This is a genomic window from Rubellimicrobium roseum, assembly GCF_006152145.1.
Lineage (GTDB): Bacteria > Pseudomonadota > Alphaproteobacteria > Rhodobacterales > Rhodobacteraceae > Rubellimicrobium > Rubellimicrobium roseum.
This window is the reverse complement of the sequence record NZ_VDFV01000035.1, coordinates 15,187-40,124: the sequence shown is the minus strand read 5'-3', so window position 1 is coordinate 40,124 and position 24,938 is coordinate 15,187. Positions and strand designations below refer to the sequence as shown.

Sequence of the window (24,938 nt, the reverse complement as noted above, 5' to 3'; positions counted from 1 at the left end):
CGCCTCCCGTTTGGCAACCTTGAATCACTCGCCGACCAGCTAGGGAATCCTCAAACGTCAACAAGCCCTAGCACGGATCGGCGGGTTCCGCAGCGTCACTCACGCGCGCGCAAGACGCGGGCGGGGCGCACGGCAAGAGGTCGGAGCGCGAAGAGAAGCCCCGTGAGGAGCGTGGCCAGCGTGCCGCCGCCGATGATGGCCAGCGCGTTGGGCCAGACGACCTGGAAATCGCCGTCCATCACGAAGGTCATCACCGCCCAGGCTCCGAGGAGCCCCGCGCCGAGCGCCACGATCCCGGCGGCAAGGCCCAGGAGAGCGGCGCGGAGCGCGAAGCTGCGCAGGATCAGCGGGCGTTGCGCGCCGAGGGTCTTGAGGATCGCGGCCTCCCAGGCGCGGGCGCGTTCGCCCGCCGCCGCCGCGCCCAGGAGGACGAGGAAGCCCGTGGCGAGCGTCGCCAGAGCCGCCACGCGGATGGCGGAGGCCACGCCCTCGATGATGCGCTGCGCCTCGTCCACGGCGTCGCGGATGCGGATGGCGGTGATGTTCGGATAGGCCTCGGCCAGCTCGCGCAGGAGGGGGGCTTCGGCCTCCTCGGTGGCGTAGATGGTGGCGATCCAGCTATGGGGCGCGCCCTGCAGCGCCGAGGGGTTGAAGGACAAGATGAAGCCGATGCCAGCGCTCCGGAAATCGACCTCGCGGAAGCTGGCGATGGACGCCTCGATGTCGCGGCCCAGCACGTTCACGGTGATCGTGTCGCCAAGCTGGAGGCCGAGTTCGCCCCCTTCCTCGGCGGCGACCGAGACGAGGGGCGGGCCCTGGTAGTCCTCGGGCCACCACTCGCCGGCCGTGATCGTTGTGCCGGGTGGCGGGGTGGCCGAATAGGTGATGCCGCGATCGCCCTGCAGGACCCAGTGCCCGCCCGCATATTCCTCGGCCGGGACGCCGTTGATGCGGGAGATCAGGCCGCGGAGCATGGGCGCGGCCTCGACCCGCTCCACGCCCCCGTTGGCATCGAGGCGCTGGCGCAGGCTCTCGATCTGGTCAGGCTGGATGTCCACGACGAAGTAGGAGGGCGCGACCTCCGGCAGGTCGCCGGTGATGGCGCGGCGCAGGTTGCCGTCGATCTGGCCCACGGTGGCCAGCACCGAGAGGCCGAGGCCGAGGGACAGGACCACGGGCAAGGCCTCGCCGCCCCGGCTGCCGATGGAGCCGAGCGCGAGGCGCAGCGCCGGGCGGCCCCGCGCGCGGCCCGACAGGCGGCGGGCGAGGTGACGCGCGATGGTCGCGGCCAGCACGAGAAGAAGGAGCGCCCCCGCGATGCCCGCGGCGGTCCAGAGGGTCAGGCCCACGTTGCCCTGGAAGAGCGAGGCCGTGGCGAGCAGGACCGCGAGGACAAGGGCCGTGGCGAGGAGGTAGGGCAGGCGGGGCAGGCGCGGACCCCCTGCCAGCGCGTCGCGGAACAGGGTGGCCGCGCGGACATCGCCCGCCCGCGCCAGCGGCCAGAGCGTGAACAGGAGCATGGCGAGGATGCCGTAGAGTGCGGCCTCGCCCAGCGGCACCCAGTAGAGGGCGAAGACGGCGGGGACGGGAAGCTGCGCCTCGATCCAGGGGGCGAGGAGGAGGGGGAGGCCCGCGCCGAGGGCGAGGCCCAGCGCGACGCCCACGAGGCCCAGAGCGCCGACCTGGAGGAAGTAGCTGGCGAAGATCGTGGCGCGGGAGGCGCCGAGCGTGCGGAGGGTGGCGATGACCTCGGCCTTGGCCGAGAGATAGGCGCCCACAGCGGCCGAGACGCCGACGCCGCCCACGGCGAGGCCCGAGAGCCCGACGAGGACGAGGAAGCGGCCCAGGCGCTCCACCACCTCCTGGGTGCCGCCCGCGCCGTCGCGCGCGTCGCGCCAGCGCATCCCCTGGTCCTGCCAGAGGGACTCGGCCTCCTGCGCCAGCGCGTCGAGGTCGGCGGTCGGGGGCAGGTCGAGGCGGTAGAGCGTGTTGAAGAGCGTGCCTTCGGCGAGAAGGCCGGAGTCGGCCAACGCGGAGGTGCGCACGATGGTCTTGGGGCCGAGACCGAAGCCGGCCGTCGAGTTGTCTGGGAAGCGCGCGAGGATCGCCGTGAGGGTGAAGTCCTGCGCGCCGAGGCGCACCGTGTCGCCCACCGCGAGCGCGAGGCGGTCCGCGAGCACGCGCTCCATGACGAGGCCGGGGAGGGTGCCGCCGTCGAGGGCCTGCGACAGGGGCATGGGCGGGTCCAACTCGACCTCGCCGATCAGCGGATAGAGGTCGTCAACTGCCTTGACTTGCGTGAGGGCGCGCTCGGCGCGGCCCTCGGGGTCCGCGACGGCGAGGGAGCGGAAGTCCACGACTTCGGAGACGCGGGTGCCGGTGGCCTCCAGCCAAGCGCGCTCTTCGGGGGTGGCGAAGCGGTAGGTCAGCTCGGCCTCGGCGTCGCCGCCGAGGAGGCGGGCGCCTTCCCGCTCCAGCCCCGTCTCGATGGCCGTGCGGACCGAGCCCACGGCGGCGATGGCTGCGACGCCGAGCATGAGGCAGAGAAGGAAGATGCGGAAGCCGCGCAGGCCGCCCTTGAGGCCGCCGCGCAGCTCGCGCCAGGCGAGGCGGGCGGCGGTCATTCGGCGGCCTCGGCCCGGCGGGAGTCATCAAGGCGACCGTCACGCAGGCGGATCACCCGGTCGCAGCGGCGGGCGAGCCGTTCGTCGTGCGTCACGAGGACCAGCGTCGCGCCCGCCTGCTCGGACAGGCCGAAGAGGAGGTCGACGATCGCGCGGCCGTTCGATTCGTCGAGGTTGCCCGTGGGCTCGTCGGCGAGCAGGAGGCGCGGGCGGCCTACCAAGGCGCGGGCAAGGGCCACGCGCTGCTGCTCGCCCCCTGACATCTGCGCGGGGTAGTGGTCGGCGCGCTGCGACAGGCCCACGGCATCGAGTTGCGCCCGCGCGCGGGGAAAGGCGTCGCGGCTCCCCGCCAGCTCCAGCGGGGTCGCCACGTTCTCCAGCGCGGTCATCGTCGGGATCAGGTGGAAACTCTGGAACACCACGCCCATGTTGTCGCGGCGGAAGCGGGCGAGGGCATCCTCGTCCATCCGCGTGAGGTCCTGGCCCAGAGCCCGGACCTCGCCCCCGGTGGCGCGTTCGAGCCCGCCCATGAGCATGAGGAGAGACGACTTGCCCGAGCCCGACGGCCCCACGAGCCCCACGCTTTCGCCCGCCGCTATCTCCAGCGTGATGCCGCGCAGGATGTCCACGAGGCCGGCGTTGCCGCGCAGCGTGAGCCGCACGTCGGTGAGCGACAGGGCGGGGTCGGGCATGGAAGCTCCTTTCGCGGTCCGCTTGGCATATGGGGGCCTGCGCCGCATCCGCAACCTGATGCTCTCAATGCTGCTCGCTTCGCCCGCGCTCGCGCAGGAGCCGGTGACGGTGGTGGCGCTGGGCGACAGCCTGACGGCGGGTTACGGGCTGGCGCAGGAGGACGGGTTCGTGGCGCGGCTCCAGGCTTGGCTGGACGAGGCCAGCGCGGGGATCGCGGTGCAGAACGCGGGCGTGTCGGGCGACACCACGGCGGGGGGGCTGTCGCGCGTGGACTGGTCGCTGGGCGAGGACGCGGACGCGCTGATCGTGCAGCTCGGGGGCAACGACTTCCTGCGGGGGATCGACCCGGAAGTGAGCCGGGCGAACCTGCGGGCCATCCTGGAGGCGGCGCGGGCGCGCGACTTGCCGGTGCTGCTGGTGGGGATCGACGCGAGCGGACAATACGGGCCGGACTACGAGCAGGCCTTCGACGCGATGTATCCCGATCTCGCGGCCGAGTTCGAGACGCTCGTGGAGCCCGATTTCTTCGCCGCCCTGCGTGCGGGGGGCAACCTGGCCGCGGCGCAGCGGGAGTTTATGCAGCCTGACGGCATCCACCCGAACGCGGCGGGCGTGGAGCGGATCGTCGACCGGCTGGGGCCGCGTGTGGTGGAACTGGCCGAACAGGCCGGAGCCTAGAAGGGCGAGCGCTCCCAGGCGAGGAGGTCGCCGTAGGTCATGACGGGGCGCAGCGGCCCGTCGTCGGCGGCCACGTAGGCGGGGTCCTGCGGCAGGCAGCCCCGCCCGCAGAGCTGGCGCACGGTCATCGTGTCAGTGTCCACGTGCCAGAGCCGGCCCCCCGGCGTGGCGATGTAGCCGTCGATGTCGTCGGCGGCGTCGGTGGCCACGTCCTGCGTGGTGGGCCATTCGGAGGCGTAGTAGGGGCTGTAGGTCGAATGCGTGTGGAACGAGGCCACCACGCGCATCCCCGACGGGATCGTGGGCAGGGGGCAGGAGGCCTCGGTCCCGGCCATGACGGGGGTGGTCATCCAGCGGTCGACGGGGTCGAGCCCGATGTAGCCGCAGAACTCACGGTTCTGGGCGAAGGAGCGCTGCTGGAGGTCGGACAGGATCGCCGTGACATAGGCGCGTTCGATCCCCGTGGCGGTGGATTCGACGACCGGGGGGCGCTGGGCGCGGGGCGAGGTCGCCAGCACGCGGCCGGGACCTTCGTAGGTGCCGCGCGGGCCGGTGGGGGCGGGCGGCGGAGGGGGGGCGCAGGCGGCAAGGGCCGCCAGCGCCAGCGTCGAGAGCGCGGCGAGGCGCGTGAGGAGCGCCCCGCGCGTCAGGGCGTCAGGCCAGCGACAGGTTGACGGCCGACTCGCGGCCATCGCGGCCGTTCTCGATGTCGAACTGGACCTTCTGGTTGTCCTTGAGGCCGGTGAGGCCCGACCGCTCGACAGCGGAGATGTGAACGAACACGTCCTTCTTGCCGCCTTCGGGGGCGATGAAGCCGTAACCCTTGGTGGTGTTGAACCATTTGACGGTGCCAGTGGGCATCCCAGTCTCCATTAGTAACATTCCGCTCGCGGGATGCAGCGGACCGGCTCGTCAGCGCTTATCGATGCCCTGGGCCGTAACGGAGACAGTGGTCGATGGAGGTAACGTCGCAATGACGACGATGACAGCGCCGCTGATTCGTTGCAAGAGTTTCGTTGAGGCGAACGGGCCGGGTCGCGCCCAAGGGTACCCCGGCCCGTCGCTGTCGCTGTCCCTCGTGCCGGCCTTTGGCCGTGCTTTCAGGTGCAACCATGACGCGAGAAAAGCGGCAACAGAAGGGCGACGCCACGCCGAGGCCGGGGCCATTGCGCGGCACGGGCCGGAATCGTGGCTTGAGGTCGTGACGGGAAGGATTGGGACGGGCTGGCGCGGTCGCGCGGTCCCCTGAGAAAGTGGCGCCGGGAGCCCAAGGGGGAAGATCGGGTGCTGCGCGGAACCGCGGTGTGCCGTCGGCAGGCGCCGATGCCGCAAGCCTCAGAGGGGGTGTCGGGCCTCGGCCAGGGCGGTAGGTTGGTCCTGCGGGTCGCCGCCCCGGTCTGTCGCGCCTCCCATCGCGACAGACCGGGGCGGGACTCAGGCTAGGCCGCGGGGCAGCAGGCTTTCGATGGAGATCGCGCGGGACGGGGCGCGCAGCCGGGCGAGCATCAGAAGCGCCGCCGCCGAGGCCGTTCCGCCGAAGGTCCATACCCCGAGAGCCACGAGCCAACCGGATCCGAGGAGCAGCACGACCGCCGCCTCCACGAAGCCCAGGATCGTCGCCAGCAGCACGAAACCCATCGCTCATCCTCCCGTGTTATTAACTACTCCAGTTCAGACCTCGAATGCGTCTTTTATGTGGTTTATTCCTGTCCCGATCGGGGAGATGTGGCAAAGGGAACGGAAAGCTGACCCAATCGGTCCGGCGGCGTGGCCTTGGCAAGCCGGTTCGGCGGACGCACCGCGACGGCCGGGCGCGGCGACCAGTTGGCGGCAAGGCTAGGGACCTGCGGCCGTTCCGTCCATCGATCATGGGAGAGGGGGTGCGTCCGGCGCGGCCCTGTGGCCGGGGGGACGCAGGGGGCCCGAAGGCTGGGCGGCCGCCGTGGGGCGGCCGGCCCGTCGTCAGCTCAGGCGAGCTGGAGGTTGGTCGCCGATTCGCGGCCGTCGCGGCCGGATTCGATGTCGAAGGTGACCTTCTGGTTGTCCTTGAGGCCCGTCAGGCCCGCCCGCTCGACGGCGGAGATGTGGACGAACACGTCCTTCTTGCCGCCATCGGGGGCGATGAAGCCGAAGCCCTTGGTGGCGTTGAACCATTTCACGGTGCCGGTGGCCATCGTGATGTCTCCTGTCAGATCGCTGCCCGCAGCGTGCGGCAGCCCGGCTCGGTCAGTGTCGCAACGAAGAAACTGAAGCCGCAGAGGGAGACAGTGATCGAAGGAGAGTAACGTTCGCCTTCCGAATATGGCCCTCAAGAGGCCATATTGCAAGGGCAGGGGGCGAAGAAGATCGGAGCGACGGGGAAAATCCCATCCTTGCCCGGGACTTGCGCGATTTCAGATCCTGTCCCCTCGCAAGGCCGGTCACGCGGGCCATTTCGAGGCATGAGGCGCGGCGGCCCCCGGAGGCGCCGGGCCGAGGATTCCGAACCAGTGCGAGGGCCCCCGATGGACACGACCAAGACCGACGCCACGACGACCCGACCCGCCGCAAGCTCGTCCAAGACCCGTCTGGCGACGACGCGCACCCCGGCCGAGGTTCGCGCCGCCGAGACGACGCGCGTCGCCCGCGAGATGACGGACGCGCAGACCGAGAAGCGGAATGCCCAGGTCGCGAAGCTGCGCGAGGCGCGGATGGCGAAGGAGGCCGAGGAGGCCAATGCGGCGGCCATCGCGGCGGCGCTGGAGCCGAAGAAGAAGGCGAAGGCGCGGAAGAAGGCGTGAGGGGGCGCCCATTCGATCCGGATTAAAGGTGCTATCTTCACGCTGAGTGAAAGAAACGTCGCTAGCATTGCTCCGTGTCGCGCTTCGCTCATAGGCTTTTTGCCGAGATGCGACGTTCCAGTCATATGGGGCGTGGCGGTTCTGAGAACGTTATATCAGGAACGCGGAAAAGCTGGCCGCCTGCGTCCTGTGCTGCTGGCTCGATCCTGTCAAGCATGGGCTGGTCGCCAAGCCGGAAGGGTGACTATACCCTTCCTTTCAGCGGAGAGACCCGTATGGTGTGTGGTTTTCGGCGCCACCAGGGTTCACGCACTGGAGACGGTCTGAGCTTCTCTACTCCGTTGATGAGGTCGAACGCAGACGTTTATTTAAGAACCGTCTTTAGGCGATATCATATCAGCTTCCAGTCTCGTTCGATCCGGGCAAGCTCGTCTAGAATGTCGATCCGAAAACCGGTGTCGTCTGCATCATCTCTGCCAGGAGGCGTAAACTTAATCATGCGGCCGCTCTCTAGGTTCTTAACAAGTTCAGGCTTCAAATATGATCGAAGCCGTGAATATTCCGACGTCGTTGTAAATTGACGCGACGACCCAGCAGATAACTTTGTGCGAGCAGCCGCAATAAGTTCTATCCTAGAGCAGCGAATTGACTTTCGTTCTTCAACGCCCCAGTTTGCCCAGGGAGCGGCCAAGCTGGCCGCTCCCCCAGTCAGAAGCCCAGTGATTGCAGCAACGCTAATTGCTGTCCAATCCACCCCTCACCTCACGAACTTCTTGAACTTCGGCCGCTTCGGCTCCAGCGCGTCGACGCCGAGGCGGCGCTTCTTGTCCTCCTCGTAGGCGGTGAAGTCGCCCTGGAAGAACTCCACGTGCGCGTCGCCCTCGAAGGCCAGGATGTGCGTGCAGATGCGGTCGAGAAAGAAGCGGTCGTGCGAGATCACCACCGCGCAGCCCGCGAAGTCCATCAGCGCGTCCTCGAGCGCCCGCAGCGTCTCCACGTCGAGGTCGTTGGTCGGCTCGTCGAGGAGGAGGACGTTGCCGCCGGACTTGAGGAGCTTGGCCATGTGGACGCGGTTGCGCTCGCCCCCGGAGAGGATGCCCACCTTCTTCTGCTGGTCGGTGCCCTTGAAGTTGAAGGCCCCGCAATAGACGCGGCTGTTCACCGTGGCGTCGCCCAGCGCGATGATCTCGGCCCCGCCGGAGATCTCCTCCCAGACGTTGTGGTCGGGGTTGAGCGCGTCGCGGCTCTGGTCCACGTAGGCGAGCTTGACCGTGTCGCCGAATTCCACGGTGCCCTCGTCGGGCTGCTCCTGGCCCGTCAGCATCCGGAAGAGCGTCGTCTTGCCCGCGCCGTTGGGGCCGATGACGCCCACGATGGCGCCCGGCGGGATCGAGAAACTCAGGTCCTCGATCAGGAGCTTGTCGCCCATGTGCTTCTTGAGGTTCTCGACCTCGATCACCTTGCCCCCCAGGCGCGGGCCGTTGGGGATGATGATCTGCGCGGTGGCGATGCGCTCCTTCTCGGAGGTGTTGGCCATCTCGTTGTACTTGTTGATCCGCGCCTTCTGCTTGGCCTGCCGGGCCTTGGCGCCCTGGCGAATCCATTCCAGCTCGCGCTCGAGCGTCTTCTGCTTGGCCTTGTCCTCGCGGGCCTCCTGCAGGAGGCGCTTGGCCTTCTGCTCGAGCCAGGCGGAGTAGTTGCCCTCGTAGGGGACGCCGCGGCCGCGGTCGAGCTCCAGGATCCAGGTGGTGATGTCGTCGAGGAAGTAACGGTCGTGGGTCACGCAGAGGATCGTGCCCTTGTACTCGATCAGGTGGTTCTGGAGCCAGGCGATGGTCTCGGCGTCGAGGTGGTTGGTGGGCTCGTCGAGGAGCAGCATGTCGGGGGCTTCGAGGAGAAGCTTGCAGAGCGCCACGCGGCGCCGCTCGCCGCCCGAGAGCGAGGTCACGTCGGCGTCGTCCGGCGGGCAGCGCAGCGCCTCCATGGCGATGTCTACGCGCGCGTCGAGGTCCCACAGGCCCTCGGCGTCGATCTGGTCCTGGAGGCGCGCCATCTCGTCGGCGGTCTCGTCGGAGTAGTCCATCGCGAGCTCGTTGTAGCGGTCGAGGACCGCCTGCTTGGCCTTGACCCCCTCCATCACGTTGCCGCGGACGTTGAGCTGGTCGTCGAGCCAGGGCTCCTGCGACAGGTAGCCGACCTTGGCGCCCTCGGCGGCCCAGGCCTCGCCCTGGAAGTCCTTGTCGATGCCCGCCATGATCCGCAAGAGCGAGGATTTGCCCGCGCCGTTGACGCCCACGACGCCGATCTTCACGCCGGGGAGGAAGTTGAGGCGGATGTTCTCGAAAACCTTCTTGCCGCCCGGATAGGTCTTGGAGACCTGGTCCATGTGGTAGACATACTGGTAGCTGGCCATGGGGGCGCTCCTGGGGTCTGGCGTTTCCGGATTTGGCCCCCTCCTTATCCAAGCCCCCGCTCCGGGACAACCGGCGCGGCCCCCCTTCGCGGCTGGAACCCGGTGATGCTCGCGCGGGTTCACCGGAAGGTCCTGGGGGAGCGCGCGCATGGCCGAGAGGCTGACCGACAAGGTCGAGGACGACGTCGAGGAGCAGCAGCTCGAGGTCGCCGAGGACAGCCATGTGGAGCTTCGGAGCATCCGGCGCTACCTGATGATGTCCTTCCTGCTGGCGCTGTTCACGGCGGTCTACTTCGCGCGCGACGTGCTGCTGCCCATCGTGCTGGCCGTCGTGCTGACGCTGACGATGCTGCCGGTGATCCGCTGGGGCGAGCGGCTGCGGATCCCGCCGCCGGTGACCTCGGTCGCGCTGATGGTCGTCCTGGCTCTGGCCCTGGTGATCGGGGGCTATTTCCTGTCGGGACCGGTCCAGACCATGGTGGCCGACGTGCCGCTCATGATGGATGAGATCCAGGCGAAGCTCGCGGGCCTCCTGGACCGCTGGCGCGACATCGCCGAGCAGGCCGGGGCGGTGACGGGCGAGGAGACTGGCGCCGTGGTCGATGCCGACGGCGACGGCGTGGCCAACGAGCAGGTCGTGGCCGTGGTCGAGGAGGACCAGACGGGCGGTGTCGTGGGCTACGTGGCCTCGAGCCTCGCTTCGGCGGGGGGCGCGGTGGGGGCGGCGCTGGTGCTGGCGGCCTTCCTGCTCGCCTCGGGCGACTTCTATCACCGGCGCATCGTCGAGGCGGCGCCGCGGCTCAAGGACAAGAAGAAGGCCCTGACCATCATCCGCGACGTGGAGCGGCAGATCTCACGTTACCTGGGCTCCATCACGCTCATCAACCTGCTGCTGGGCATGTCGATCGGGCTGGCGACCTGGGCGCTCGGGATGCCGATGGCGGTGCTCTGGGGCATGCTGGGGTTCCTGCTCAACTACATCCCCTTCGTGGGCAATATCCTGACCGTCGGGCTGGTCGGGGCGGTGGCGCTGGTGACCTACGACAGTCTCTGGGCGGCGGCGCTGCCCCCCGTGGCGGTGATCGCGCTGTCGGCGCTGGAAAGCCAGATCGTGACGCCGGTGATCGTGGGGCGGCGGCTGGAACTGAACCAGGTGAGCCAGCTCATCATGGTGGCCTTCTGGACCTGGCTCTGGGGCGTGCCGGGAGCGATCCTGGCGGTGCCCTTCCTGGTGGTGGTCAAGGCGGTCTGCGACAACGTGGAAAGCCTTCAGATCCTGGGCAGCTTCCTGTCGGGCGACCCTGCGACCAAGCCCGACGAGGTGCCCAACAAGGCCACCACCGGCCCGGCGCTGGAAAGCGCCCCGTTCCGCACCCAGGCCGAGGCGCGGCACGAGAGCCCGCCGACCGTTGCGCCGGGCGAGGAGCGCGTGACGCCGCTTTTGGCCGAGTAGCCCCAGCTGCGGAAGGCTGGACGTCGGCGCGGGGCTGTGGCCATCTCGCGCCGACGTGAGGAGGACGCCGCCAATGACCTATCGCCCGCGCGAGGACCGCTATTCCCGCATGATCTACAACCGCTGCGGCCGGTCCGGGCTGAAGCTGCCCGCGATCTCGCTGGGGCTGTGGCACAACTTCGGGCATGACACGCCCCATCAGGTGAAGCGCGACATCCTGCGCACGGCCTTCGACTGCGGGATCACGCATTTCGACCTGGCCAACAACTACGGTCCGCCGCCCGGCAGCGCCGAGGAGGCCTTCGGCGAGATCCTGCGGACGGATTTCGCGGGACTGCGCGACCAGCTCGTCATCTCGTCCAAGGCCGGGTACCTGATGTGGGAGGGGCCCTATGGGGAATGGGGCAGCCGCAAGAGCCTCATCGCCTCCTGCGACCAGTCGCTCAAGCGAATGGGGCTCGACTACGTCGACATCTTCTATTCGCACCGCTTCGACCCCGACACGCCCCTGGAGGAGACCATGGGCGCGCTCGATCAGATCGTGCGGTCGGGGAAGGCGCTGTACGTGGGCCTGTCCAGCTACAACAGCCAGCGCACGCGCGAGGCGGTGGCGATCCTGAAGGACCTCGGCACGCCGCTCCTCATCCACCAGCCCAGCTACAACATGCTGAACCGCTGGGTGGAGCGGGACGGGCTCAAGGACGCGCTGGCCGAGCTGGGCGTGGGCTCCATCGCCTTCACGCCGCTCGCGCAGGGGATGCTGACGGCCAAGTACCTCAACGGCATGCCCGAGGACAGCCGGGCCATGCAGGGCAAGAGCCTCAACCCGAAGATGCTGGCGCCGGGTGTGATCGAGAACCTGCGCAACCTCGACGCCATTGCGCAGCGGCGCGGGCAGACGCTGGCGCAGATGGCGCTGGCCTGGGTGCTGCGCGGCGGCGGCATCACCTCGGCGCTGATCGGCGCGTCGCGGCCCTCTCAGGTCGAGGACTGCGCGAAGGCGGTGGAGAACCTCGATTTCACGCCCGAGGAGCTGGCCGAGATCGACCGCTTCGCGCGCGAGGAGGACGTGAACCTGTGGGCGAGATCCTCCGAGACGGTGATGTGAGGTGATCCGCAATCCCGTCCTGCCGGGCTTCAACCCGGACCCGTCCTTCTGCCGCGTGGGCGAGGACTACTATCTCGCGACCTCGACCTTCGAGTGGTACCCGGGGGTGCAGATCCACCATTCGCGCGACCTGGTGAACTGGCGGCTGGTCGCAAGGCCGCTGAACCGGGCGGCGCTGCTGGACATGCGGGGGGACCCGGATTCCTGCGGCATCTGGGCCCCGGCGCTGTCCCACGACGGCGAGCGCTTCTGGCTGGTCTACACGGACGTGAAGCGCCTGGACGGCAGCTTCAAGGACGCGCGCAACTACGTCACCTGCTGCGACACGGTGGAGGGTGAATGGCGTGACCCTTGGTTCGTGAACGCTTCGGGTTTCGACCCATCGCTGTTCCACGACGCGGACGGGCGGAAGTGGTTCGTGCAGATGCGTTGGAACCACCGGGGGGCAGGGTCGGGCTGCAACCTGGCGAACGACCGGTTCGACGGCATCCTGCTGCAGGAATGGTCGCCCGAGCGGGGGCTGGTGGGCGAGGTCACGAACATCTTCGCCGGGACCGACCGGGGGCTGACGGAGGCGCCGCATCTCTTCAAGCGGGAGGGGTGGTACTACCTCACCACCGCCGAGGGGGGCACGGGCTACGACCACGCCGTGACCATGGCGCGGGCGCGCGAGATCCGCGGGCCCTACGAGGTTCATCCCGGGAAGCACGTCATCACCACCAAGGGGGTGGACGGGCCGATCCAGCGGACGGGGCACGGGCAATACGTCGAGACCCACTGGGGGCGGCACTACCATTCGTTCCTGATGGGGCGGCCCATCGCGGGGCCGGACGGGACGGGGCGCTTCTGTCCGCTGGGCCGCGAGACGGGCTTGGAGGAGGTCGTCTGGCGCGACGGCTGGCTCTGGCTGGCCGGAGGTGGGACCGTGCCGCGCGTCGAGGTGCCCAGCCCGGTCGAGGCCGAGCCCGCGCCGCCCGTGCCGGTGATGCGGGAGCAATGGGACGCGCTGCCGCCCGAGTTCCAGTGGCTGCGCACGCCGCAGCCCGAGCGCATTTTCCGCTGCGAGGGCGACGCGCTGGTGTTGATCGGGCGGGAGTCGCTGGGAAGCTGGTTCGAGCAGGCGCTGGTCGCGCGGCGGCAGGAGCATCACGCCTACGACGTCGAGACGTCGGTGGAGTTCGATCCCGCATCCTACCAGCAGGCGGCGGGGCTCGTGACCTACTACAACCGGCACAAGTGCCATGCGCTCTGGCTCACGCAGGAGGGCGGGGGACCGGCGCTGGTGGTGGCGAGCTGCCCCGGCGACTGGCCGGAAGGTCGACTGTCCTATCCGGCCGAGCCCGTGCCGGTCGGGCCGGGGCCGGTGGAGATGCGCGTCGAGGTCCGCGGGGCCACGCAGCGGTTCCTCTGGCGGCAGGGCGGGGGCGACTGGACCTCGATCGGGCCCGATCTGGACGCGGCCGTGATCTCGGACGAGGGCGGGCGGGGCGAGCATGGCTCCTTCACTGGCGCCTTCGTGGGGATGTTCGCCATGGACCTGACGGGGCAGGGGCGCGAGGCCCGCTTCGCCCGCTTCGGCTACTGGCCGGGAGAATGAGATGAGAAGCGAGCTTTGCATTCACGACCTGGGGACAGGCGAGACTTCCATCCTGCTCACGCATGAGGGAATCATCGAGGCGCCGAACTGGCATCCCGATGGGTTCCTCCTCGTGAACGGCGACCGGCGGCTCTTTCGCGTGCCTCTCGATGCGCCACGGCTGGAGCCGGTGCACACGGGCTCGGTCGGGGGGCTCAACAACGATCACGGGATCTCGCCCGACGGGCAGACGCTGGCCATATCGGCGCATGACTCGAACCGGAAGTCCTGCATCTACCTGATGCCGCTCGAGGGCGGGGAGCCCCGGCTGGTGACGGCCGAAGTGCCGTCCTGGTGGCACGGATGGTCGCCGGACGGGGGGCGGCTCGCCTATGTCGGCGTGCGGCGCGAGGGCGGACCAGTCTCGCTCTACACCTGCGCTCTGGACGGGTCGGACGAGGTCTGCCTGGCCGACGACTTCGACCACATCGACGGGCCGGACTACACGCCGGACGGCCGGTGGATCTGGTTCAACGGGGAGAAGGACGGCCACGTGGACCTGTGGCGCATCCGGCCCGACGGATCGGGGCGCGAGCGGATGACGGACGGCGACACCGTGGACTGGTTCCCGCATCCCTCGCCGGACGGGGCTCAGGTGCTCTACCTCGCCTACCCGCCGGGGACCAAGGGACATCCGGCCAACCTCGACGTGGCCCTGCGGTTGATGCCGGCCGACGGGGGCGAGGGTCGCGAGGTGGTGCGGCTCTTCGGCGGGCAGGGGACGATCAACGTGCCTTGCTGGGCGCCCGACTCCCGCCGCTTCGCCTTCATGCGGTTCGTGCCCTGATGGGACCGGGCGCGCCCTTCGCAGGTCCCGGGCAGGTCGTGGGGCTTCTGGGGGGATCGTTCGACCCGCCCCACGAGGGCCATGTGCGCATCAGCGACGAGGCGATGCGGCGGCTGGGGCTCGACTGGGTCTGGTGGCTGGTGAGCCCGGGCAACCCGCTCAAGGCGCGCGGGCCCGCGCCGCTCGGGAAGCGCATCGCGGCGGCGCGGGCGCTGGTGCGCAATCCCCGCGTGAAGGTCACTGATCTGGAGGCGCGGCTGGGCACGCGCTTCACCGCCGAGACGCTGGCGCGGCTGCGGGCGCGGTATCCACAGGTCACCTTCGTCTGGATCATGGGGTCGGACAACCTTGCCCAGTTCCATCGCTGGCGCGACTGGCGGCGGATCATGGGCACGGTGCCGGTCGCGGTGATGGCCCGGCCCGGGGCGCGGCTCCGGGCCCGCTTCGCGCCCGCCGCCCGCGCCTTCCGTCCGGCCCAGCTCAACGAGCGCGACGCGCGGCAGCTGAAGCGGCGCGCGCCCCCGGCCTGGGTGGCGCTGGACCATGCGCTGAGCCCGCTGTCCTCGACGGCGATCCGGGCCCGGGGCGGCTGGTCCGGCTGACGCGGGCTTGACCGGCCGGGCCTTGCGGGCGCCGGGCGCGCGACTAGGGTCCGGCCGGAATCGGTTCGGAGGCAGGCATGGGCAGGGAATGGACGCGGCGGGGGTTGCTGGCGGGAGGCGTCTCGGCGCTGGCCGGGATGGCCTGGGCGCAGGCGCCGCTGGTGCGCCCCCAGGCCCGGCCCGCGCCCGAGCCCATCCAGCCCCCGTCGGGGAGGCGGCCCGAGGCGCGGGTGGAGCTCGACGCGCTCGTCCGCGCGGCGGGGATGGACGGAAAGGTCTCGGTCGCGCTGGTCGACGTGGACGACGGGACGCTGGTCGCCGCCCATGACGCCGGGACGATGCGGCCCCCGGCCTCGGTCGCCAAGGCGCTGACGGCGCTCTATGCGCTGGACGCCCTGGGCGGGGAGCACCGCTTCGCGACCCGGCTTCTCGCCACGGCGCCGGTGGTGGACGGGCGGATCGAGGGGGACCTGATCCTCGCGGGGGGCGGGGACCCGACGCTGTCCACCGACCGGCTGGCGGAGCTCGCCATGCAGCTCGCGGCGGCGGGGGTGCGCGAGGTGGGGGCCTTCCGCGTCTGGGGCGGGGCGCTGCCGGAGATCCGCGAAATCTCGGCCGAGCAGATGCCGCATCTCGACTACAACCCGTCCGTGTCGGGGCTGAACCTCAACTTCAACCGCGTCTGGTTCGGCTGGGAGCGCGCGGGCGAGGAGTACCGGGTGCGGATGGAGGCGCTGGGCGACGACCACCGCCCCGACGTGACCATCGCGCAGATGCGCGTCGCCGACCGCTCCCTCCCCGTCTACACCTACACCGCGGCGGGCGAGGCCGATCTCTGGACCGTGGCGCGGGGGCAGCTCGGGGACGGCGGGAGCCGCTGGCTGCCGGTGCGCAGCCCCGCCGTCTATGCCGGGCAGGCCTTCCTGCGGCTGGCGAACGAGCAGGGGATCGCGCTGCCCGCGCCGCGCCGGATCGCGGCGCTGCCCGAGGGCACGGTCGAGATCGCGCGGATCGAGAGCGCCCCCCTGTCCGAGATCCTGCGGGAGATGCTCCTGCATTCCACCAACCTGACGGCCGAGGTCGTGGGCTTGGCGGCCAGCCGGGCGCGGGGGCTGTCGCCCGCGACCTTGGCCGAGTCGGCCGACGCCATGAACCGCTGGCTGCGCGGCGCCACGGGCGCGCAAACCCGGCTCCTGGACCATTCGGGGCTGGGGAGCGGGAGCCGGGTCGCGGCCTCCGAGATGGCGCTCGCGCTCGCCTCGCGCGGGGTGATGGAGCGGCTGCGGCCCCTTCTCAAGGACATCCCGCTCACCGGGGCGAATGGCGAGGCGCTGCCGCTGCCCCCGGCCCTGGTGCGGGCCAAGACGGGGACGCTGAACTTCGTCTCCGCGCTCGCGGGGTATGCGCGGGCGCAGGCGGGGGGCGATCTGGTCTTCGCCTACTTCTCGGCCGACCTGGAGGCGCGGGCGGCCGCCGACGCGGACGACGAGATCCCGGCCGGGAGCCGCGACTTCCTGCAACGGTCGCGCCGGCTCCAGCAGGAGTTGCTGCAGCGCTGGGGACTCCTGACCGTGTGAGGCGGCGTCCGGCGCGGGCCGGAGCGGTGGCAGGGGGCGGTCGCGCCGGTGCTCGGGCGGGAGCATGGCGTCGAGGGCCGCGCGGCGCGCCCAGGCGGGCAGCAGGGGGCGGGCGGGCGCGGCGGGGGCGTCGAACCAGTCCAGCGAGAGATAGGCGGCGGTGAAGCCGTCCATCTCCTGCGCGACCCCGGTGGCCAGCGCCTTGTCCGTGCAGGGGGAGGCGGCGAGCGCGAGGGCGCGGAGGAAGGCGCCGGCGGCGAGCGCGCGGGCGTCGGCGCGGCCCGCGCTCAGGGCGTCGAGATGGGCGTGCAGGCGGTGGAGAGGCTGGCGCCGGGCGAAAGGCAGGCGCAGGGGGTCGCGGAGGGCGGTGTCGGGGTCCATGGGCGGGCTCGCGTGGGGCGGTGTCCGGCCCAGGATGCGCGCCAGGGGTTAACGATTTCTGACAGTACCGAACGGTCCCCCGCCGGTTCGCGCAACACCTTGGGCGGCGTGGCGCAAGGGTGGGCGTGGCCCCCGGAACCCGGTTCCGGAGGCCGGTCGCCGTCAGAGGAGGACGTCGCCCTGCCCCAGGGACGAGACGCCGTCCAGCATGATCTGGAAGTCGGCCTTGGCGTCGCCCGTCACGTCGGCGTGGAGGACGACGTCGTCGCCGGCCTTGGTCCACCAGACCGCGTTCTTGGCCGCCGTCTGGTTGTGCCAGGCGAAGGCGTCGTCCGGGTCGGTGCCCCCGCGGGCGTCGATGTCGCGCAGGTCGATGTCGTCGGCCTTGGTGGTGAAGTTCTGGATGACGTCGCGGGCGGTGCCGGTGCCGCTGTCGGACCGGGAGTTGAAATCGAAGGTGTCCGCGGCCGAGTCGGTGCCGCCGATCAGGACGTCCTTGCCCGCCGCGCCCACGAGGAGGTCCTTGCCCTTGCCGGCCATGAGCCGGTCCGCGCCCGCGCCGCCGAACAGCTTGTCGTCGCCCGCGTCGCCGAAGAGACGGTCGGAGCCGCCCTTGCCGTTCATCACGTCGTTGCCGCCGAAGCCGCGCGCGAGGTCGGCGGAGGAGGACAGGTCGAACCGGTCGGCGCCCGACAGCTCGCGGCCCAGGAGCGCGCGCAGCTGGTCGGTCTGACCGAAGGCCGACATGAACAGATCCATCAGGGGGACGGAGAGGCCTTCGAAGCCGGTGTTGGCGTTCGAGCCGTCGCCCGTGACCGGCCCGGCGAGCGCCCTGACGGTACCCTCGACGATCGGGTTGTCCTCGTATTCCCCTTCATCGATGAACAGGAGGTCGTCGCCGGCGATGGTGACGGTGCCGCCGTAGTAGGTGAAGTCGTAGCGGCTGTCATAGGTGACGCCGTGGACCGTGGTGGGGAAGTCGAAACGCCGCTCCACCCCGTTGGCATCGTGATCCTCGATGAACGCGGCCAGGTTGTACTTGTCGAAATTGAAGGCGCTGTTCGCCCAGACCTTTGCCATCGTGACCTCCGCGATTGAGTGGCCCTGCGGAGATCGGGGAACCCCATGGCGAGATCGTGGTTGCGCCGGGGCGTTTCAGGGAAGAAGTGTTATCAAATAGTTAACGGGTTGGGCAGCGCGTCCTTACACCCGCTGGTAGCGCGCCCGCGCCCCCCGCTCGATGGCGGCGGCGTGGAGGCGGTCGAGGGACAGCTCCTCGCGGATGGCGTCGAGCATCTCGGCCTCGGGGCCGGTGATGCGGCCATCGGCGGCGGCCACGTCGCAGGCGAAGGCGTAGGCCGTCTCCCACAGCCGCTCGGGCAGGTAGCGGCGCACCATCTCGAACAGGCGGTCGAGCCCGTCCTCGCGGTCCATGATGCCCATGACCAGGGGGCCCATCTCCTGCAGGCGCGCGCCGTCGTAGTCGGCGAAGGCGGGCAGGTTCTCCACGAGGTTGGAGATCTGCACCAGCTCGGCCGTGCGCACGGTGCCGTCGGCGGCGGACACGGCGAGCATGAGGGCCACGAGGGCGTCCTGCGGGGAAAGGATGGTCGTCTCGGGCATGGCGGCTCTTCCTTGGGATGGGGCCAGCTTTATTGACGGGGCAAGGGCCCCGCAATAGGGAGGCCCCCGGTCCATCCCCAAGGAAAGGCGCGCACCATGGCATCCCTTCGCGACGCGGCGATGACGTCGAAGGCCTGGCCCTTCGAGGAGGCCCGCGCCCTGCTGAAACGGGTGGAGAAGGGACCCGCGAAGGACCATGTGCTGTTCGAGACGGGCTACGGGCCGTCGGGGCTGCCGCATATCGGCACCTTCGGGGAGGTGCTGCGCACGACGATGATCCGGCGGGCCTTCGAGGTGATCTCGGACAGGCCGACGCGGCTCGTGGTGTTCTCGGACGACCTCGACGGGATGCGGAAGGTGCCGGACAACGTGCCCAACGCCGAGATGCTGCGGCTGCACCTCCAGCAGCCGCTGACCACGGTGCCGGACCCGTTCGGGACGCACGAGAGCTTCGGGCACCACAACAACGCCATGCTGCGGCGGTTCCTGGACACGTTCGGGTTCCAGTACGAGTTCGTCTCGGCCACCGACTTCTACCGGTCGGGGCAGTTCGACGACACGCTGCGGCTGGCGGCCGAGCGCTATGACGCGATCATGGCGATCATGCTGAAGTCGCTGCGCGAGGAGCGGCAGCAGACCTATTCCTGCTTCCTGCCGATCCATCCGGAGACGGGGCGGGTGCTCTATGTGCCGCTGAAGGAAGTGAACGCCCAGGACGGGACGATCACGTTCGACGACGGCTCGGGGCGGGAGTGGACGCTGCCGGTGACGGGCGGGCACGTGAAGCTGCAGTGGAAGCCCGACTTTGGCGCGCGCTGGGCGGCGCTGGGCGTGGACTTCGAGATGTACGGGAAGGACCACAGCACTAACACGCCGATCTATGACGGCATCTGCGAGGTGCTGGGGGGACGTGCGCCCAACCACATGGTCTACGAGCTGTTCTTGGACGAGGAGGGGGGCAAGATCTCCAAGTCCAAGGGCAACGGGCTGACCATCGACGAGTGGCTGGACTACGCGGCGACCGAGTCGCTGTCCTACTTCATGTTCCAGAAGCCCAAGACGGCGAAGCGGCTGCACTGGGACGTGATCCCGAAGAACGTGGACGAGTACCACCAGTCCCTGCGCGGCTATCCCACGCAGACGCCCGAGCAGCAGTTGTCCAACGCGGTGTGGCACATCCATGGGGGCCAGCCGCCCGCGTCGGACATGGTGGTGCCCTTCGCGATGCTCCTGAACCTCGCCAGCGTGGCGGGGGCCGAGGACAGGGCGGCGCTGTGGAAGTACCTGCGCCGCTACGCCCCCGAGGCGAGCCCCGAGACGCATCCGGGGCTGGACGCGGCCGCCGGATATGCCGTGCGCTACTTCCAGAACCACGTGAAGCCCACGCGCCAGTTCCGCGCGCCCACCGACAGGGAGCGGGCGGCGATGGAGGATCTGGCGGCGCGGCTGCGGGCCCACGCGGGCGAGCAGGACCCCGAGGCCTTGCAGACGGTCGTCTACGCGGTAGGCAACGAGCACGGGTTCCAGCCGCTGCGCGACTGGTTCAAGGCGCTCTACGAGGTGCTGCTGGGGGCGGCCGAGGGGCCGCGCTTCGGTGGCTTCGTCGCGCTCTACGGGGTCGACGAGACGGTGCGGCTGATCGAGGAGCGGCTCGCGGCGGCGGGCTGAGGCCGGCGGCCCGGCCATCGTCCCACCTGCGGGTTCTGGCCGAGGCCGTTCCCGGGGCTGGCGGGCCGGTTCCGACCGGGATAAGAGCCGGTGGGTGATCGCGCTCCGGGCCAGGAGCGCGGCGATTGCAAGGGTCGCCGGGGCGTGAGCGTGGGCTGTCGTGGCCGGTGCCACCCGCGCGATGAGCCCCGCCCGCCGCCCGGACCGGCGGTGGAGGGCGGCGGCGCGGCTATCGCGAGGACGCGGATGACGGGCCGGGTGGAGCCGGTCGCCGGGACGTGGTCGGGCTCAGCGGGGCCCGTGCGCCGGGTGAGAGGCAGAACCCCGGGAGAGACCGCCTGAGGGGCACGGGCGGCGGTGTGGCGTCACCAGTCCGCAGAGCCCCTATGAATCCACCCCTTACACCTGCCAACGACGACGCCACGCCGGGAATCCTACGTCATTGTTGACGCAGCGTAAACAATCAAGCCTCGGGGGCGTGTCGGTTTGGACGGGTTCCGAGGCCTTCGGCCGGGGCGTGGCGGATCAGGCCGGGTCGTGCCGGCGACGCCACCAGACGCTCCAGCGCGCGGTCAGCGCGTCGGCCTTTCCGGCCAGAAGCCGCCGGCCCTGCGGCACGGCCCGCGCCATCAGCTCGGCGTGCCGCAGCGTGGCGAGATCCTGGGCCTCGGACCGGAGGGCGGGCGGCAGGGAGGCGGCCTCGATCCGGTCGCGGAACACCGCGAGGTCGTTCACGAGGCCCAGCCATTCGCCCAGGTCGTCGGCGGCGGCGATGTGGGGCTCCATCATCGCGGGCCAGATGGGCTTGAGGAGACGCGCCTGGTACCAGTGGTCCTTGACGCGCTTCCTCCATTCGTGGAGCGCGTCTGGATCGGGATTCTCGCGCGCGGCGGCCATGGCGCGGCGCGCGGCCGTCCAGGTGGCCTGGAGGCCGGGCTCGATGGCGTCCCAGCCCTCGCGCCGGAGGTGCCAGCCCTCGGTCCGCAGCACGAGCGCATCCATCGTGGCGGCGAAGGGGGGCAGGAGGTCCTCGGCCGCGCGGGCGTCGTGATGGGCGGCCGCCTCGCGGAAGGGGGCGAGGAGAGCCTCGCGCCGGTCCTCGGGCAGGCCCGCGCTCAGGCCTTCGGCGGTGGAGAGCTGCACGGCGGCGTCGCGCAGCCCCGACAGGCCCCGCCCCGCGTCCCGCAGCACCGCGTTCTCGGCCGCCGCGTCGGCGAAGACCGGGCGGACGAGGCGCAGCAGGCCCCGGAGCTTCTTGACGCTCTTGCGCATCTCGTGGACGCGCGGGCCCAGGTCGCCCGTGGCGCGCACCATCCCGAGGGCGTGGCGGGCCTCCTCCTGCGCGACGCGGCGGAGCGCGGCCTCCACGCTCGCGTCCTCGGGGGTGATCGCATAGGGCATGGTTCGCTTCCTCTTTCTTCGTGGCGAAACTTATCGGCGCGCTGTTCCGTATCTTGCAAGGGAGAACCCCGACCGGAGGACCGATGCCATGCGCCTTCTGCCCACCCTGTGCCTGATCGCCCTGCCGCTGGCCGCGCCGGCGCAGGACGACGCCGACCGCGCCGCCATCGCGGAGGTGATCCGCGACCAGCTTTCGGATTTCAACGCCCGCGACGTGCCCGGCGCCTGGGAGCACGCGAGCCCGACGATCCAGGAGATCTTCGAGAGCCCCGAGAATTTCGGCCGCATGGTCGAGCAGGGCTATCCGATGGTCTGGACGAACTCGGAGGCGCGGTTCCTGGAGCTGCGCGAGGAGTCGGGCGCGCTGCGGCAGACCGTGCTGGTCGAGGACGCCGAGGGGCGCGGCTGGCTGCTGGACTACGAGATGGTCGAGCTGCCCGAGGGCTGGCGGATCAATGGCGTGATCGTGCTGCCCGCGCCCGAGCTCGCCGCTTGACTGTGGCTTTTCGGCGGGGATTTCCGCCGAATGCCGTCATGCTGCGATGCAGCGCTCGCCATGGGAGAATCGGGGCGGCATAGTGCGGGCATGGACGCCCCGGATGCCCTGACCCTGCCGCGACCCATGTCCCAGCCCCCCCGGGCGCGGGGCGAAGTCGTCGTCTCGGCCAAGGTCGCGGGGGGCGTGACGCGGCTGGGGGACCTGCGCCAGCAGGGCTCGCTCAAGGCCCTGTTCCCGCGGGGGGCGGGGCCGGCGCTGGACGTGGTGACGCTCAACACCGCCGGGGGGCTGACCTCGGGCGACGCGATGCGGCTGACGGCCACGGCCCGGGCGGGGGCGCAAATGCGGCTGACCACGCAGGCGGCCGAGCGGGCCTATCGCGCGGCGGGCGATCCCCCCGCGCGGGTCGAGTCGCGGCTGGTCGCCGAGGACGGCGCGCGGATCGACTGGTTGCCGCAGGAGACGATCCTGTTCGACGGGGCGCGGCTGGAGCGGAAGCTGGTCATGGACCTTGCCCCCACGGCGACGGCGCTGCTGGTGGAGCCCCTGCTGTTCGGGCGGCTCGCGCGCGGCGAGCAGGTGCGCGAGGGGCGGCTCCTGGACCGATGGGAGGTGCGGCGCGACGGGCGGCTCGTCTTCGCGGACGCGCTGCGGCTGGGCGGCGACATGGCGGCGACGCTGGACCGGCCGGGCGTGGGCGGCGGGGCGCGGGCGGTGGCCTCGGTCCTGTTCGCGGGCGCGGCGGCCGAGGCGCATCTGGATGCCGCGCGTGCCCTTTTGGCGGGCAGCGGCGGCGCGTCGCTCATCGCGGAGGGGGTGCTGTTCGCGCGACTCATGGCCCCGGACGGCTATGCCTTGCGCGCAGCTCTGGTGCCCCTCATCTGTCGCCTGACGGGCGCGGCCCTTCCGAAGGTATGGACACTCTAGAATGCAGCTCACCCCCCGCGAGAAGGACAAGCTTCTCATCTCCATGGCCGCCGAGGTGGCGCGCAAGCGCCTGTCGCGCGGTGTCAGGCTGAACCACCCCGAGGCCATCGCGTTGATCACCGATGCCGTGGTCGAAGGGGCGCGCGACGGGCGCAGCGTCGCCGACATGATGGAGGCGGGGGCGCAGGTCGTCACCCGCGAGCAGGTCATGGAGGGCGTGGCCGAGATGATTCCCGAGGTCCAGGTCGAGGCCACCTTTCCCGACGGCACGAAGCTCGTGACCGTCCACAACCCGATCCGCTGAGGAGTCCGCGCGATGATCCCCGGAGAGATCGTGACCGCCGAGGGCGACCTGGAGCTGAACGCGGGGCGCGAGGCCATCGTGCTGATGGTCGCCAACACCGGCGACCGGCCCGTGCAGGTGGGCTCGCACTACCACTTCGCCGAGACCAACGCGGCGCTGGACTTCGACCGCGACGCGGCGCGCGGGCGCCGGCTCGACATCGCGGCGGGAACGGCGGTGCGCTTCGAGCCCGGACAGCGGCGCGAGGTGCGGCTGATCCCGCTGTCGGGCGACCGGGTGGTGCATGGCTTCAACGGCCGCGTCGGAGGCCCCCTGTGAGGGGGCTCTGGGCGCTTCTGGCCGTGGCGGGCTCGCCGCTGGCCGCGCAGGGGCTGGATTGCAGCCGCGCGGTCACGCAGGCCGACATGACCGAATGCGCCCAGGCCGACTTCGTGGCCGCGGACGAGGAACTGAATGCCGCCTATGCGGTGGCGATGGACACGGCGCGGCGCATCGGTCCGCGGGGCGAGGAAACGCTGCGCGCGGCGCAGCGGGCCTGGATCGCCTTTCGCGACGCCGCCTGCGAGGCGGAGGCCGTGCTGTGGGAAGGGGGGTCGGCCCAGCCGATGATCCGGTCCGGGTGCCTGAGGGAGCTGACGGCGCAACGGACGGAAGACCTGAGGGCCTATGCGGAGAGATGAGATGAACACGTATCAGACCTGGAAATCCGCCGTCGACTTCTGGGCGGCGATGGCGCAGGCGCCGGCCGTGGTGACCTTGCGGATGATGGACATGAACCGCCGGCGCGCGGTCCGGCGGGCCGAGCCCATGGCGCGGGCCTTCGAGCCGCCCGTCGCGGTGGTGACGGCGACGGTCGTGCCTTTCGCGCGCGCCGAGGCGCCCGCGCCGGTCGAGCCGGTCGCGGTCATTCCGGTCGAGGCCGCCGCGCCGCCGGTCGTCGAGACCACCGTGCCGCCGGTCGAGCCCTTGGAGGCGACCGAAGACCAGGCGCTGGCCGCCGAGCCTGTGGAGCCGACCGAAGCCCTGGCGCCGGCCGCAGAGCCCGCGACGGCCTTGACGGAGGAGCCCGAGGCGGCCCCGGCCGAACATATCCCGGCCGAGATCCTGTCGGAGGCGAGCCCGGCCGCGATCCTCGCGGCGATCGAGCCCGAGCCCGAGGCGGCCCCCTCGGTCGAGCCGCCGGCCCCGGCCGAGCCCGCCGAGCCCCTCGCCGTGCTGGCCGAGGCGGCGCCCGCGGGGCTGGTCGAGGCGGCGATGCTGCCGATCCTCGAACAGGCCGAGGCGCCCGCCCCGGCCGAGATCGCCGCGGCGGCCAAGTCGGTTTCGGCCCGTCCGGGCCGCCGCCTGCCGCCGTCGCGCCGGAACGGGCGCCCGAAGTCGGCGTCCTGACCGGGACGCCCCCTCCTTTCGGGGGCTCGTTCGGGACCTGACGGACGCGCGCCGCGTTGGAACGGAACATGGCCCAGGTGAGTGAGGGAAGCCGACGATGAACCCGTTCCAACCGTGGCGGTCCGCCTTCGACTTCTGGGCCATGATGGCGCAGGCGCAGACGGTGATCGCGCTGCGCACCATGGGCATGATGGGCGTCCTGCCGGCGGCGGCGGGCGAGAACGCCACCATGTTCTCGGAGAAGGGTCCGGCCTTCGCGGAGGCCGCGATGGCGGCGGGCGTGGCGGCGCTGCAGGGGCGCAGCCCGGACCAGATCGCGCAGGCGGCCATCCGGCCCATCGCCCGGCGCACCGGCTCGAACGTCCGGCGGCTGACCAAGCCCCGCCGCTGATCCG

At 70.8% G+C, this 24,938-nt stretch carries 26 protein-coding genes; 16 read left to right on the top strand and 10 right to left on the bottom strand.

Annotated elements, in window-relative coordinates; all coding sequences use genetic code 11:
• Nucleotides 1-95 precede the first annotated feature (95 nt).
• Together FHG71_RS17170 and FHG71_RS17165 are read right to left on the bottom strand one after the other, a co-directional pair.
• Nucleotides 96-2,624, bottom strand: a complete 2,529-nt coding sequence (locus FHG71_RS17170) for an ABC transporter permease (protein ID WP_139082925.1) — start codon at nt 2,622-2,624, stop codon at nt 96-98.
• On the bottom strand, nt 2,621-3,316 hold the full coding sequence (locus FHG71_RS17165; RefSeq protein WP_139082924.1) for an ABC transporter ATP-binding protein: 696 nt from the start codon (nt 3,314-3,316) through the stop codon (nt 2,621-2,623). The genes FHG71_RS17170 and FHG71_RS17165 overlap by 4 nt, the downstream gene beginning before the upstream one ends.
• Between FHG71_RS17165 and FHG71_RS17160 the strand changes: the two genes are divergently transcribed.
• Entirely contained in the window at nt 3,315-3,995 is a 681-nt protein-coding gene (locus FHG71_RS17160; RefSeq protein ID WP_139082923.1) for an arylesterase, read from the top strand. The genes FHG71_RS17165 and FHG71_RS17160 overlap by 2 nt on opposite strands.
• Here FHG71_RS17160 and FHG71_RS17155 read toward each other — a convergent pair.
• The 4 genes from FHG71_RS17155 to FHG71_RS17140 all read right to left on the bottom strand — a co-directional run bounded on the left by FHG71_RS17155 (nt 3,992) and on the right by FHG71_RS17140 (nt 6,169).
• A complete protein-coding gene (locus tag FHG71_RS17155; protein ID WP_139082922.1) occupies nt 3,992-4,687 on the bottom strand; it encodes a DUF4329 domain-containing protein in 696 nt (231 codons plus the stop codon). The genes FHG71_RS17160 and FHG71_RS17155 overlap by 4 nt on opposite strands.
• Nucleotides 4,650-4,856 carry a cold-shock protein gene (locus FHG71_RS17150; protein WP_139082921.1) on the bottom strand — a complete coding sequence of 69 codons (207 nt, stop codon included), beginning with the start codon at nt 4,854-4,856 and terminating at the stop codon, nt 4,650-4,652. The genes FHG71_RS17155 and FHG71_RS17150 overlap by 38 nt, the downstream gene beginning before the upstream one ends.
• Nucleotides 4,857-5,429: 573 nt before the next feature.
• A complete protein-coding gene (locus FHG71_RS17145) occupies nt 5,430-5,633 on the bottom strand; it encodes a hypothetical protein (protein WP_139082920.1) in 204 nt (67 codons plus the stop codon).
• 329 nt (nt 5,634-5,962) lie between these two features.
• A complete protein-coding gene (locus tag FHG71_RS17140; protein WP_139082919.1) occupies nt 5,963-6,169 on the bottom strand; it encodes a cold-shock protein in 207 nt (68 codons plus the stop codon).
• Nucleotides 6,170-6,499: 330 nt separating this feature from the next.
• Between FHG71_RS17140 and FHG71_RS23690 the strand changes: the two genes are divergently transcribed.
• Nucleotides 6,500-6,775 carry a hypothetical protein gene (locus FHG71_RS23690; RefSeq protein WP_176559478.1) on the top strand — a complete coding sequence of 92 codons (276 nt, stop codon included), beginning with the start codon at nt 6,500-6,502 and terminating at the stop codon, nt 6,773-6,775.
• A 757-nt stretch (nt 6,776-7,532) separates the two neighbouring features.
• On the opposite strand, the gene ettA is transcribed toward FHG71_RS23690, so the two are convergent.
• Nucleotides 7,533-9,188 carry an energy-dependent translational throttle protein EttA gene (gene ettA, locus FHG71_RS17130; RefSeq protein WP_139082918.1) on the bottom strand — a complete coding sequence of 552 codons (1,656 nt, stop codon included), beginning with the start codon at nt 9,186-9,188 and terminating at the stop codon, nt 7,533-7,535.
• A gap of 148 nt (nt 9,189-9,336) precedes the next feature.
• On the opposite strand from ettA, the gene FHG71_RS17125 reads away from it, so the two are divergent.
• The 6 genes from FHG71_RS17125 (at nt 9,337) to FHG71_RS17100 (ending at nt 16,351) form a co-directional block, all read left to right on the top strand.
• Nucleotides 9,337-10,641, top strand: coding sequence for an AI-2E family transporter (locus FHG71_RS17125; RefSeq protein ID WP_246045494.1), 1,305 nt, complete (start codon nt 9,337-9,339; stop codon nt 10,639-10,641).
• A 73-nt stretch (nt 10,642-10,714) separates the two neighbouring features.
• The gene (gene mgrA / locus FHG71_RS17120; protein WP_139082917.1) at nt 10,715-11,749 is read left to right on the top strand and encodes an L-glyceraldehyde 3-phosphate reductase; all 1,035 of its coding nucleotides are present in this window, start codon (nt 10,715-10,717) and stop codon (nt 11,747-11,749) included.
• 1 nt (nt 11,750) lies between these two features.
• Nucleotides 11,751-13,346, top strand: coding sequence for a glycoside hydrolase family 43 protein (locus FHG71_RS17115; protein WP_139082916.1), 1,596 nt, complete (start codon nt 11,751-11,753; stop codon nt 13,344-13,346).
• A 1-nt stretch (nt 13,347) separates the two neighbouring features.
• Nucleotides 13,348-14,172 (top strand): TolB family protein, encoded by an 825-nt coding sequence (locus tag FHG71_RS17110; protein ID WP_139082915.1) that lies wholly within the window; start codon nt 13,348-13,350, stop codon nt 14,170-14,172.
• The gene (locus FHG71_RS17105; protein ID WP_139082914.1) at nt 14,172-14,774 is read left to right on the top strand and encodes a nicotinate-nucleotide adenylyltransferase; all 603 of its coding nucleotides are present in this window, start codon (nt 14,172-14,174) and stop codon (nt 14,772-14,774) included. Before FHG71_RS17110 ends, FHG71_RS17105 begins: the two co-directional genes overlap by 1 nt.
• Nucleotides 14,775-14,851: 77 nt before the next feature.
• Nucleotides 14,852-16,351 carry a D-alanyl-D-alanine carboxypeptidase/D-alanyl-D-alanine-endopeptidase gene (locus FHG71_RS17100; protein ID WP_139082913.1) on the top strand — a complete coding sequence of 500 codons (1,500 nt, stop codon included), beginning with the start codon at nt 14,852-14,854 and terminating at the stop codon, nt 16,349-16,351.
• 543 nt (nt 16,352-16,894) lie between these two features.
• Here the strand turns inward: FHG71_RS17100 and FHG71_RS17095 are convergent.
• Nucleotides 16,895-17,812, bottom strand: coding sequence for a calcium-binding protein (locus tag FHG71_RS17095; RefSeq protein WP_139082912.1), 918 nt, complete (start codon nt 17,810-17,812; stop codon nt 16,895-16,897).
• Between the two features lie 123 nt (nt 17,813-17,935).
• Nucleotides 17,936-18,355: a tellurite resistance TerB family protein gene (locus FHG71_RS17090; protein ID WP_139082911.1), complete on the bottom strand. Its 420-nt coding sequence runs from the start codon at nt 18,353-18,355 to the stop codon at nt 17,936-17,938.
• Nucleotides 18,356-18,451: 96 nt separating this feature from the next.
• Here FHG71_RS17090 and FHG71_RS17085 point away from each other — a divergent pair, with 96 nt between their 5' ends.
• Nucleotides 18,452-20,023: a lysine--tRNA ligase gene (locus FHG71_RS17085; protein WP_139082910.1), complete on the top strand. Its 1,572-nt coding sequence runs from the start codon at nt 18,452-18,454 to the stop codon at nt 20,021-20,023.
• 525 nt (nt 20,024-20,548) lie between these two features.
• Here FHG71_RS17085 and FHG71_RS17080 read toward each other — a convergent pair.
• Complete coding sequence (locus tag FHG71_RS17080; RefSeq protein ID WP_139082909.1) at nt 20,549-21,424, bottom strand: CHAD domain-containing protein; 876 nt, start codon at nt 21,422-21,424, stop codon at nt 20,549-20,551.
• 88 nt (nt 21,425-21,512) lie between these two features.
• Here FHG71_RS17080 and FHG71_RS17075 point away from each other — a divergent pair, with 88 nt between their 5' ends.
• The 7 genes from FHG71_RS17075 (at nt 21,513) to FHG71_RS17045 (ending at nt 24,934) form a co-directional block, all read left to right on the top strand.
• A complete protein-coding gene (locus FHG71_RS17075) occupies nt 21,513-21,920 on the top strand; it encodes a DUF4864 domain-containing protein (RefSeq protein ID WP_139082908.1) in 408 nt (135 codons plus the stop codon).
• Between the two features lie 126 nt (nt 21,921-22,046).
• A complete protein-coding gene (locus FHG71_RS17070) occupies nt 22,047-22,850 on the top strand; it encodes an urease accessory protein UreD (protein WP_139082907.1) in 804 nt (267 codons plus the stop codon).
• A 1-nt stretch (nt 22,851) separates the two neighbouring features.
• Nucleotides 22,852-23,154 (top strand): urease subunit gamma, encoded by a 303-nt coding sequence (locus FHG71_RS17065; RefSeq protein ID WP_139082906.1) that lies wholly within the window; start codon nt 22,852-22,854, stop codon nt 23,152-23,154.
• 12 nt (nt 23,155-23,166) lie between these two features.
• A complete protein-coding gene (locus FHG71_RS17060; RefSeq protein WP_139082905.1) occupies nt 23,167-23,472 on the top strand; it encodes an urease subunit beta in 306 nt (101 codons plus the stop codon).
• Nucleotides 23,469-23,834: a lysozyme inhibitor LprI family protein gene (locus FHG71_RS17055; RefSeq protein ID WP_246045493.1), complete on the top strand. Its 366-nt coding sequence runs from the start codon at nt 23,469-23,471 to the stop codon at nt 23,832-23,834. The genes FHG71_RS17060 and FHG71_RS17055 overlap by 4 nt, the downstream gene beginning before the upstream one ends.
• Nucleotide 23,835: 1 nt before the next feature.
• Nucleotides 23,836-24,543 carry a hypothetical protein gene (locus FHG71_RS23685; protein ID WP_176559477.1) on the top strand — a complete coding sequence of 236 codons (708 nt, stop codon included), beginning with the start codon at nt 23,836-23,838 and terminating at the stop codon, nt 24,541-24,543.
• Nucleotides 24,544-24,640: 97 nt separating this feature from the next.
• Nucleotides 24,641-24,934, top strand: a complete 294-nt coding sequence (locus FHG71_RS17045; protein ID WP_139082904.1) for an antifreeze protein — start codon at nt 24,641-24,643, stop codon at nt 24,932-24,934.
• Nucleotides 24,935-24,938 lie beyond the last annotated feature (4 nt).

Bases quoted from the DNA above. Each gene is read 5' to 3' on its own strand.
- FHG71_RS17090 (WP_139082911.1), bottom strand. From the start codon at position 18,355: ATGCCCGAGACGACCATCCTTTCCCCGCAGGACGCCCTCGTGGCCCTC.
- FHG71_RS17165 (WP_139082924.1), bottom strand. From the start codon at position 3,316: ATGCCCGACCCCGCCCTGTCGCTCACCGACGTGCGGCTCACGCTGCGC.
- FHG71_RS17085 (WP_139082910.1), top strand. From the start codon at position 18,452: ATGGCATCCCTTCGCGACGCGGCGATGACGTCGAAGGCCTGGCCCTTC.
- FHG71_RS17110 (WP_139082915.1), top strand. From the start codon at position 13,348: ATGAGAAGCGAGCTTTGCATTCACGACCTGGGGACAGGCGAGACTTCC.
- FHG71_RS17150 (WP_139082921.1), bottom strand. From the start codon at position 4,856: ATGCCCACTGGCACCGTCAAATGGTTCAACACCACCAAGGGTTACGGC.
- ettA (WP_139082918.1), bottom strand. From the start codon at position 9,188: ATGGCCAGCTACCAGTATGTCTACCACATGGACCAGGTCTCCAAGACC.
- FHG71_RS17095 (WP_139082912.1), bottom strand. From the start codon at position 17,812: ATGGCAAAGGTCTGGGCGAACAGCGCCTTCAATTTCGACAAGTACAAC.
- FHG71_RS17100 (WP_139082913.1), top strand. From the start codon at position 14,852: ATGGGCAGGGAATGGACGCGGCGGGGGTTGCTGGCGGGAGGCGTCTCG.
- FHG71_RS17155 (WP_139082922.1), bottom strand. From the start codon at position 4,687: ATGGCCGCGAGTCGGCCGTCAACCTGTCGCTGGCCTGACGCCCTGACG.
- FHG71_RS17170 (WP_139082925.1), bottom strand. From the start codon at position 2,624: ATGACCGCCGCCCGCCTCGCCTGGCGCGAGCTGCGCGGCGGCCTCAAG.
- FHG71_RS17140 (WP_139082919.1), bottom strand. From the start codon at position 6,169: ATGGCCACCGGCACCGTGAAATGGTTCAACGCCACCAAGGGCTTCGGC.
- FHG71_RS17105 (WP_139082914.1), top strand. From the start codon at position 14,172: ATGGGACCGGGCGCGCCCTTCGCAGGTCCCGGGCAGGTCGTGGGGCTT.
- FHG71_RS17070 (WP_139082907.1), top strand. From the start codon at position 22,047: ATGTCCCAGCCCCCCCGGGCGCGGGGCGAAGTCGTCGTCTCGGCCAAG.
- FHG71_RS17080 (WP_139082909.1), bottom strand. From the start codon at position 21,424: ATGCCCTATGCGATCACCCCCGAGGACGCGAGCGTGGAGGCCGCGCTC.
- FHG71_RS17075 (WP_139082908.1), top strand. From the start codon at position 21,513: ATGCGCCTTCTGCCCACCCTGTGCCTGATCGCCCTGCCGCTGGCCGCG.
- FHG71_RS17160 (WP_139082923.1), top strand. From the start codon at position 3,315: ATGGAAGCTCCTTTCGCGGTCCGCTTGGCATATGGGGGCCTGCGCCGC.
- FHG71_RS23685 (WP_176559477.1), top strand. From the start codon at position 23,836: ATGAACACGTATCAGACCTGGAAATCCGCCGTCGACTTCTGGGCGGCG.
- FHG71_RS17045 (WP_139082904.1), top strand. From the start codon at position 24,641: ATGAACCCGTTCCAACCGTGGCGGTCCGCCTTCGACTTCTGGGCCATG.
- FHG71_RS23690 (WP_176559478.1), top strand. From the start codon at position 6,500: ATGGACACGACCAAGACCGACGCCACGACGACCCGACCCGCCGCAAGC.
- mgrA (WP_139082917.1), top strand. From the start codon at position 10,715: ATGACCTATCGCCCGCGCGAGGACCGCTATTCCCGCATGATCTACAAC.
- FHG71_RS17145 (WP_139082920.1), bottom strand. From the start codon at position 5,633: ATGGGTTTCGTGCTGCTGGCGACGATCCTGGGCTTCGTGGAGGCGGCG.
- FHG71_RS17125 (WP_246045494.1), top strand. From the start codon at position 9,337: ATGGCCGAGAGGCTGACCGACAAGGTCGAGGACGACGTCGAGGAGCAG.
- FHG71_RS17065 (WP_139082906.1), top strand. From the start codon at position 22,852: ATGCAGCTCACCCCCCGCGAGAAGGACAAGCTTCTCATCTCCATGGCC.
- FHG71_RS17060 (WP_139082905.1), top strand. From the start codon at position 23,167: ATGATCCCCGGAGAGATCGTGACCGCCGAGGGCGACCTGGAGCTGAAC.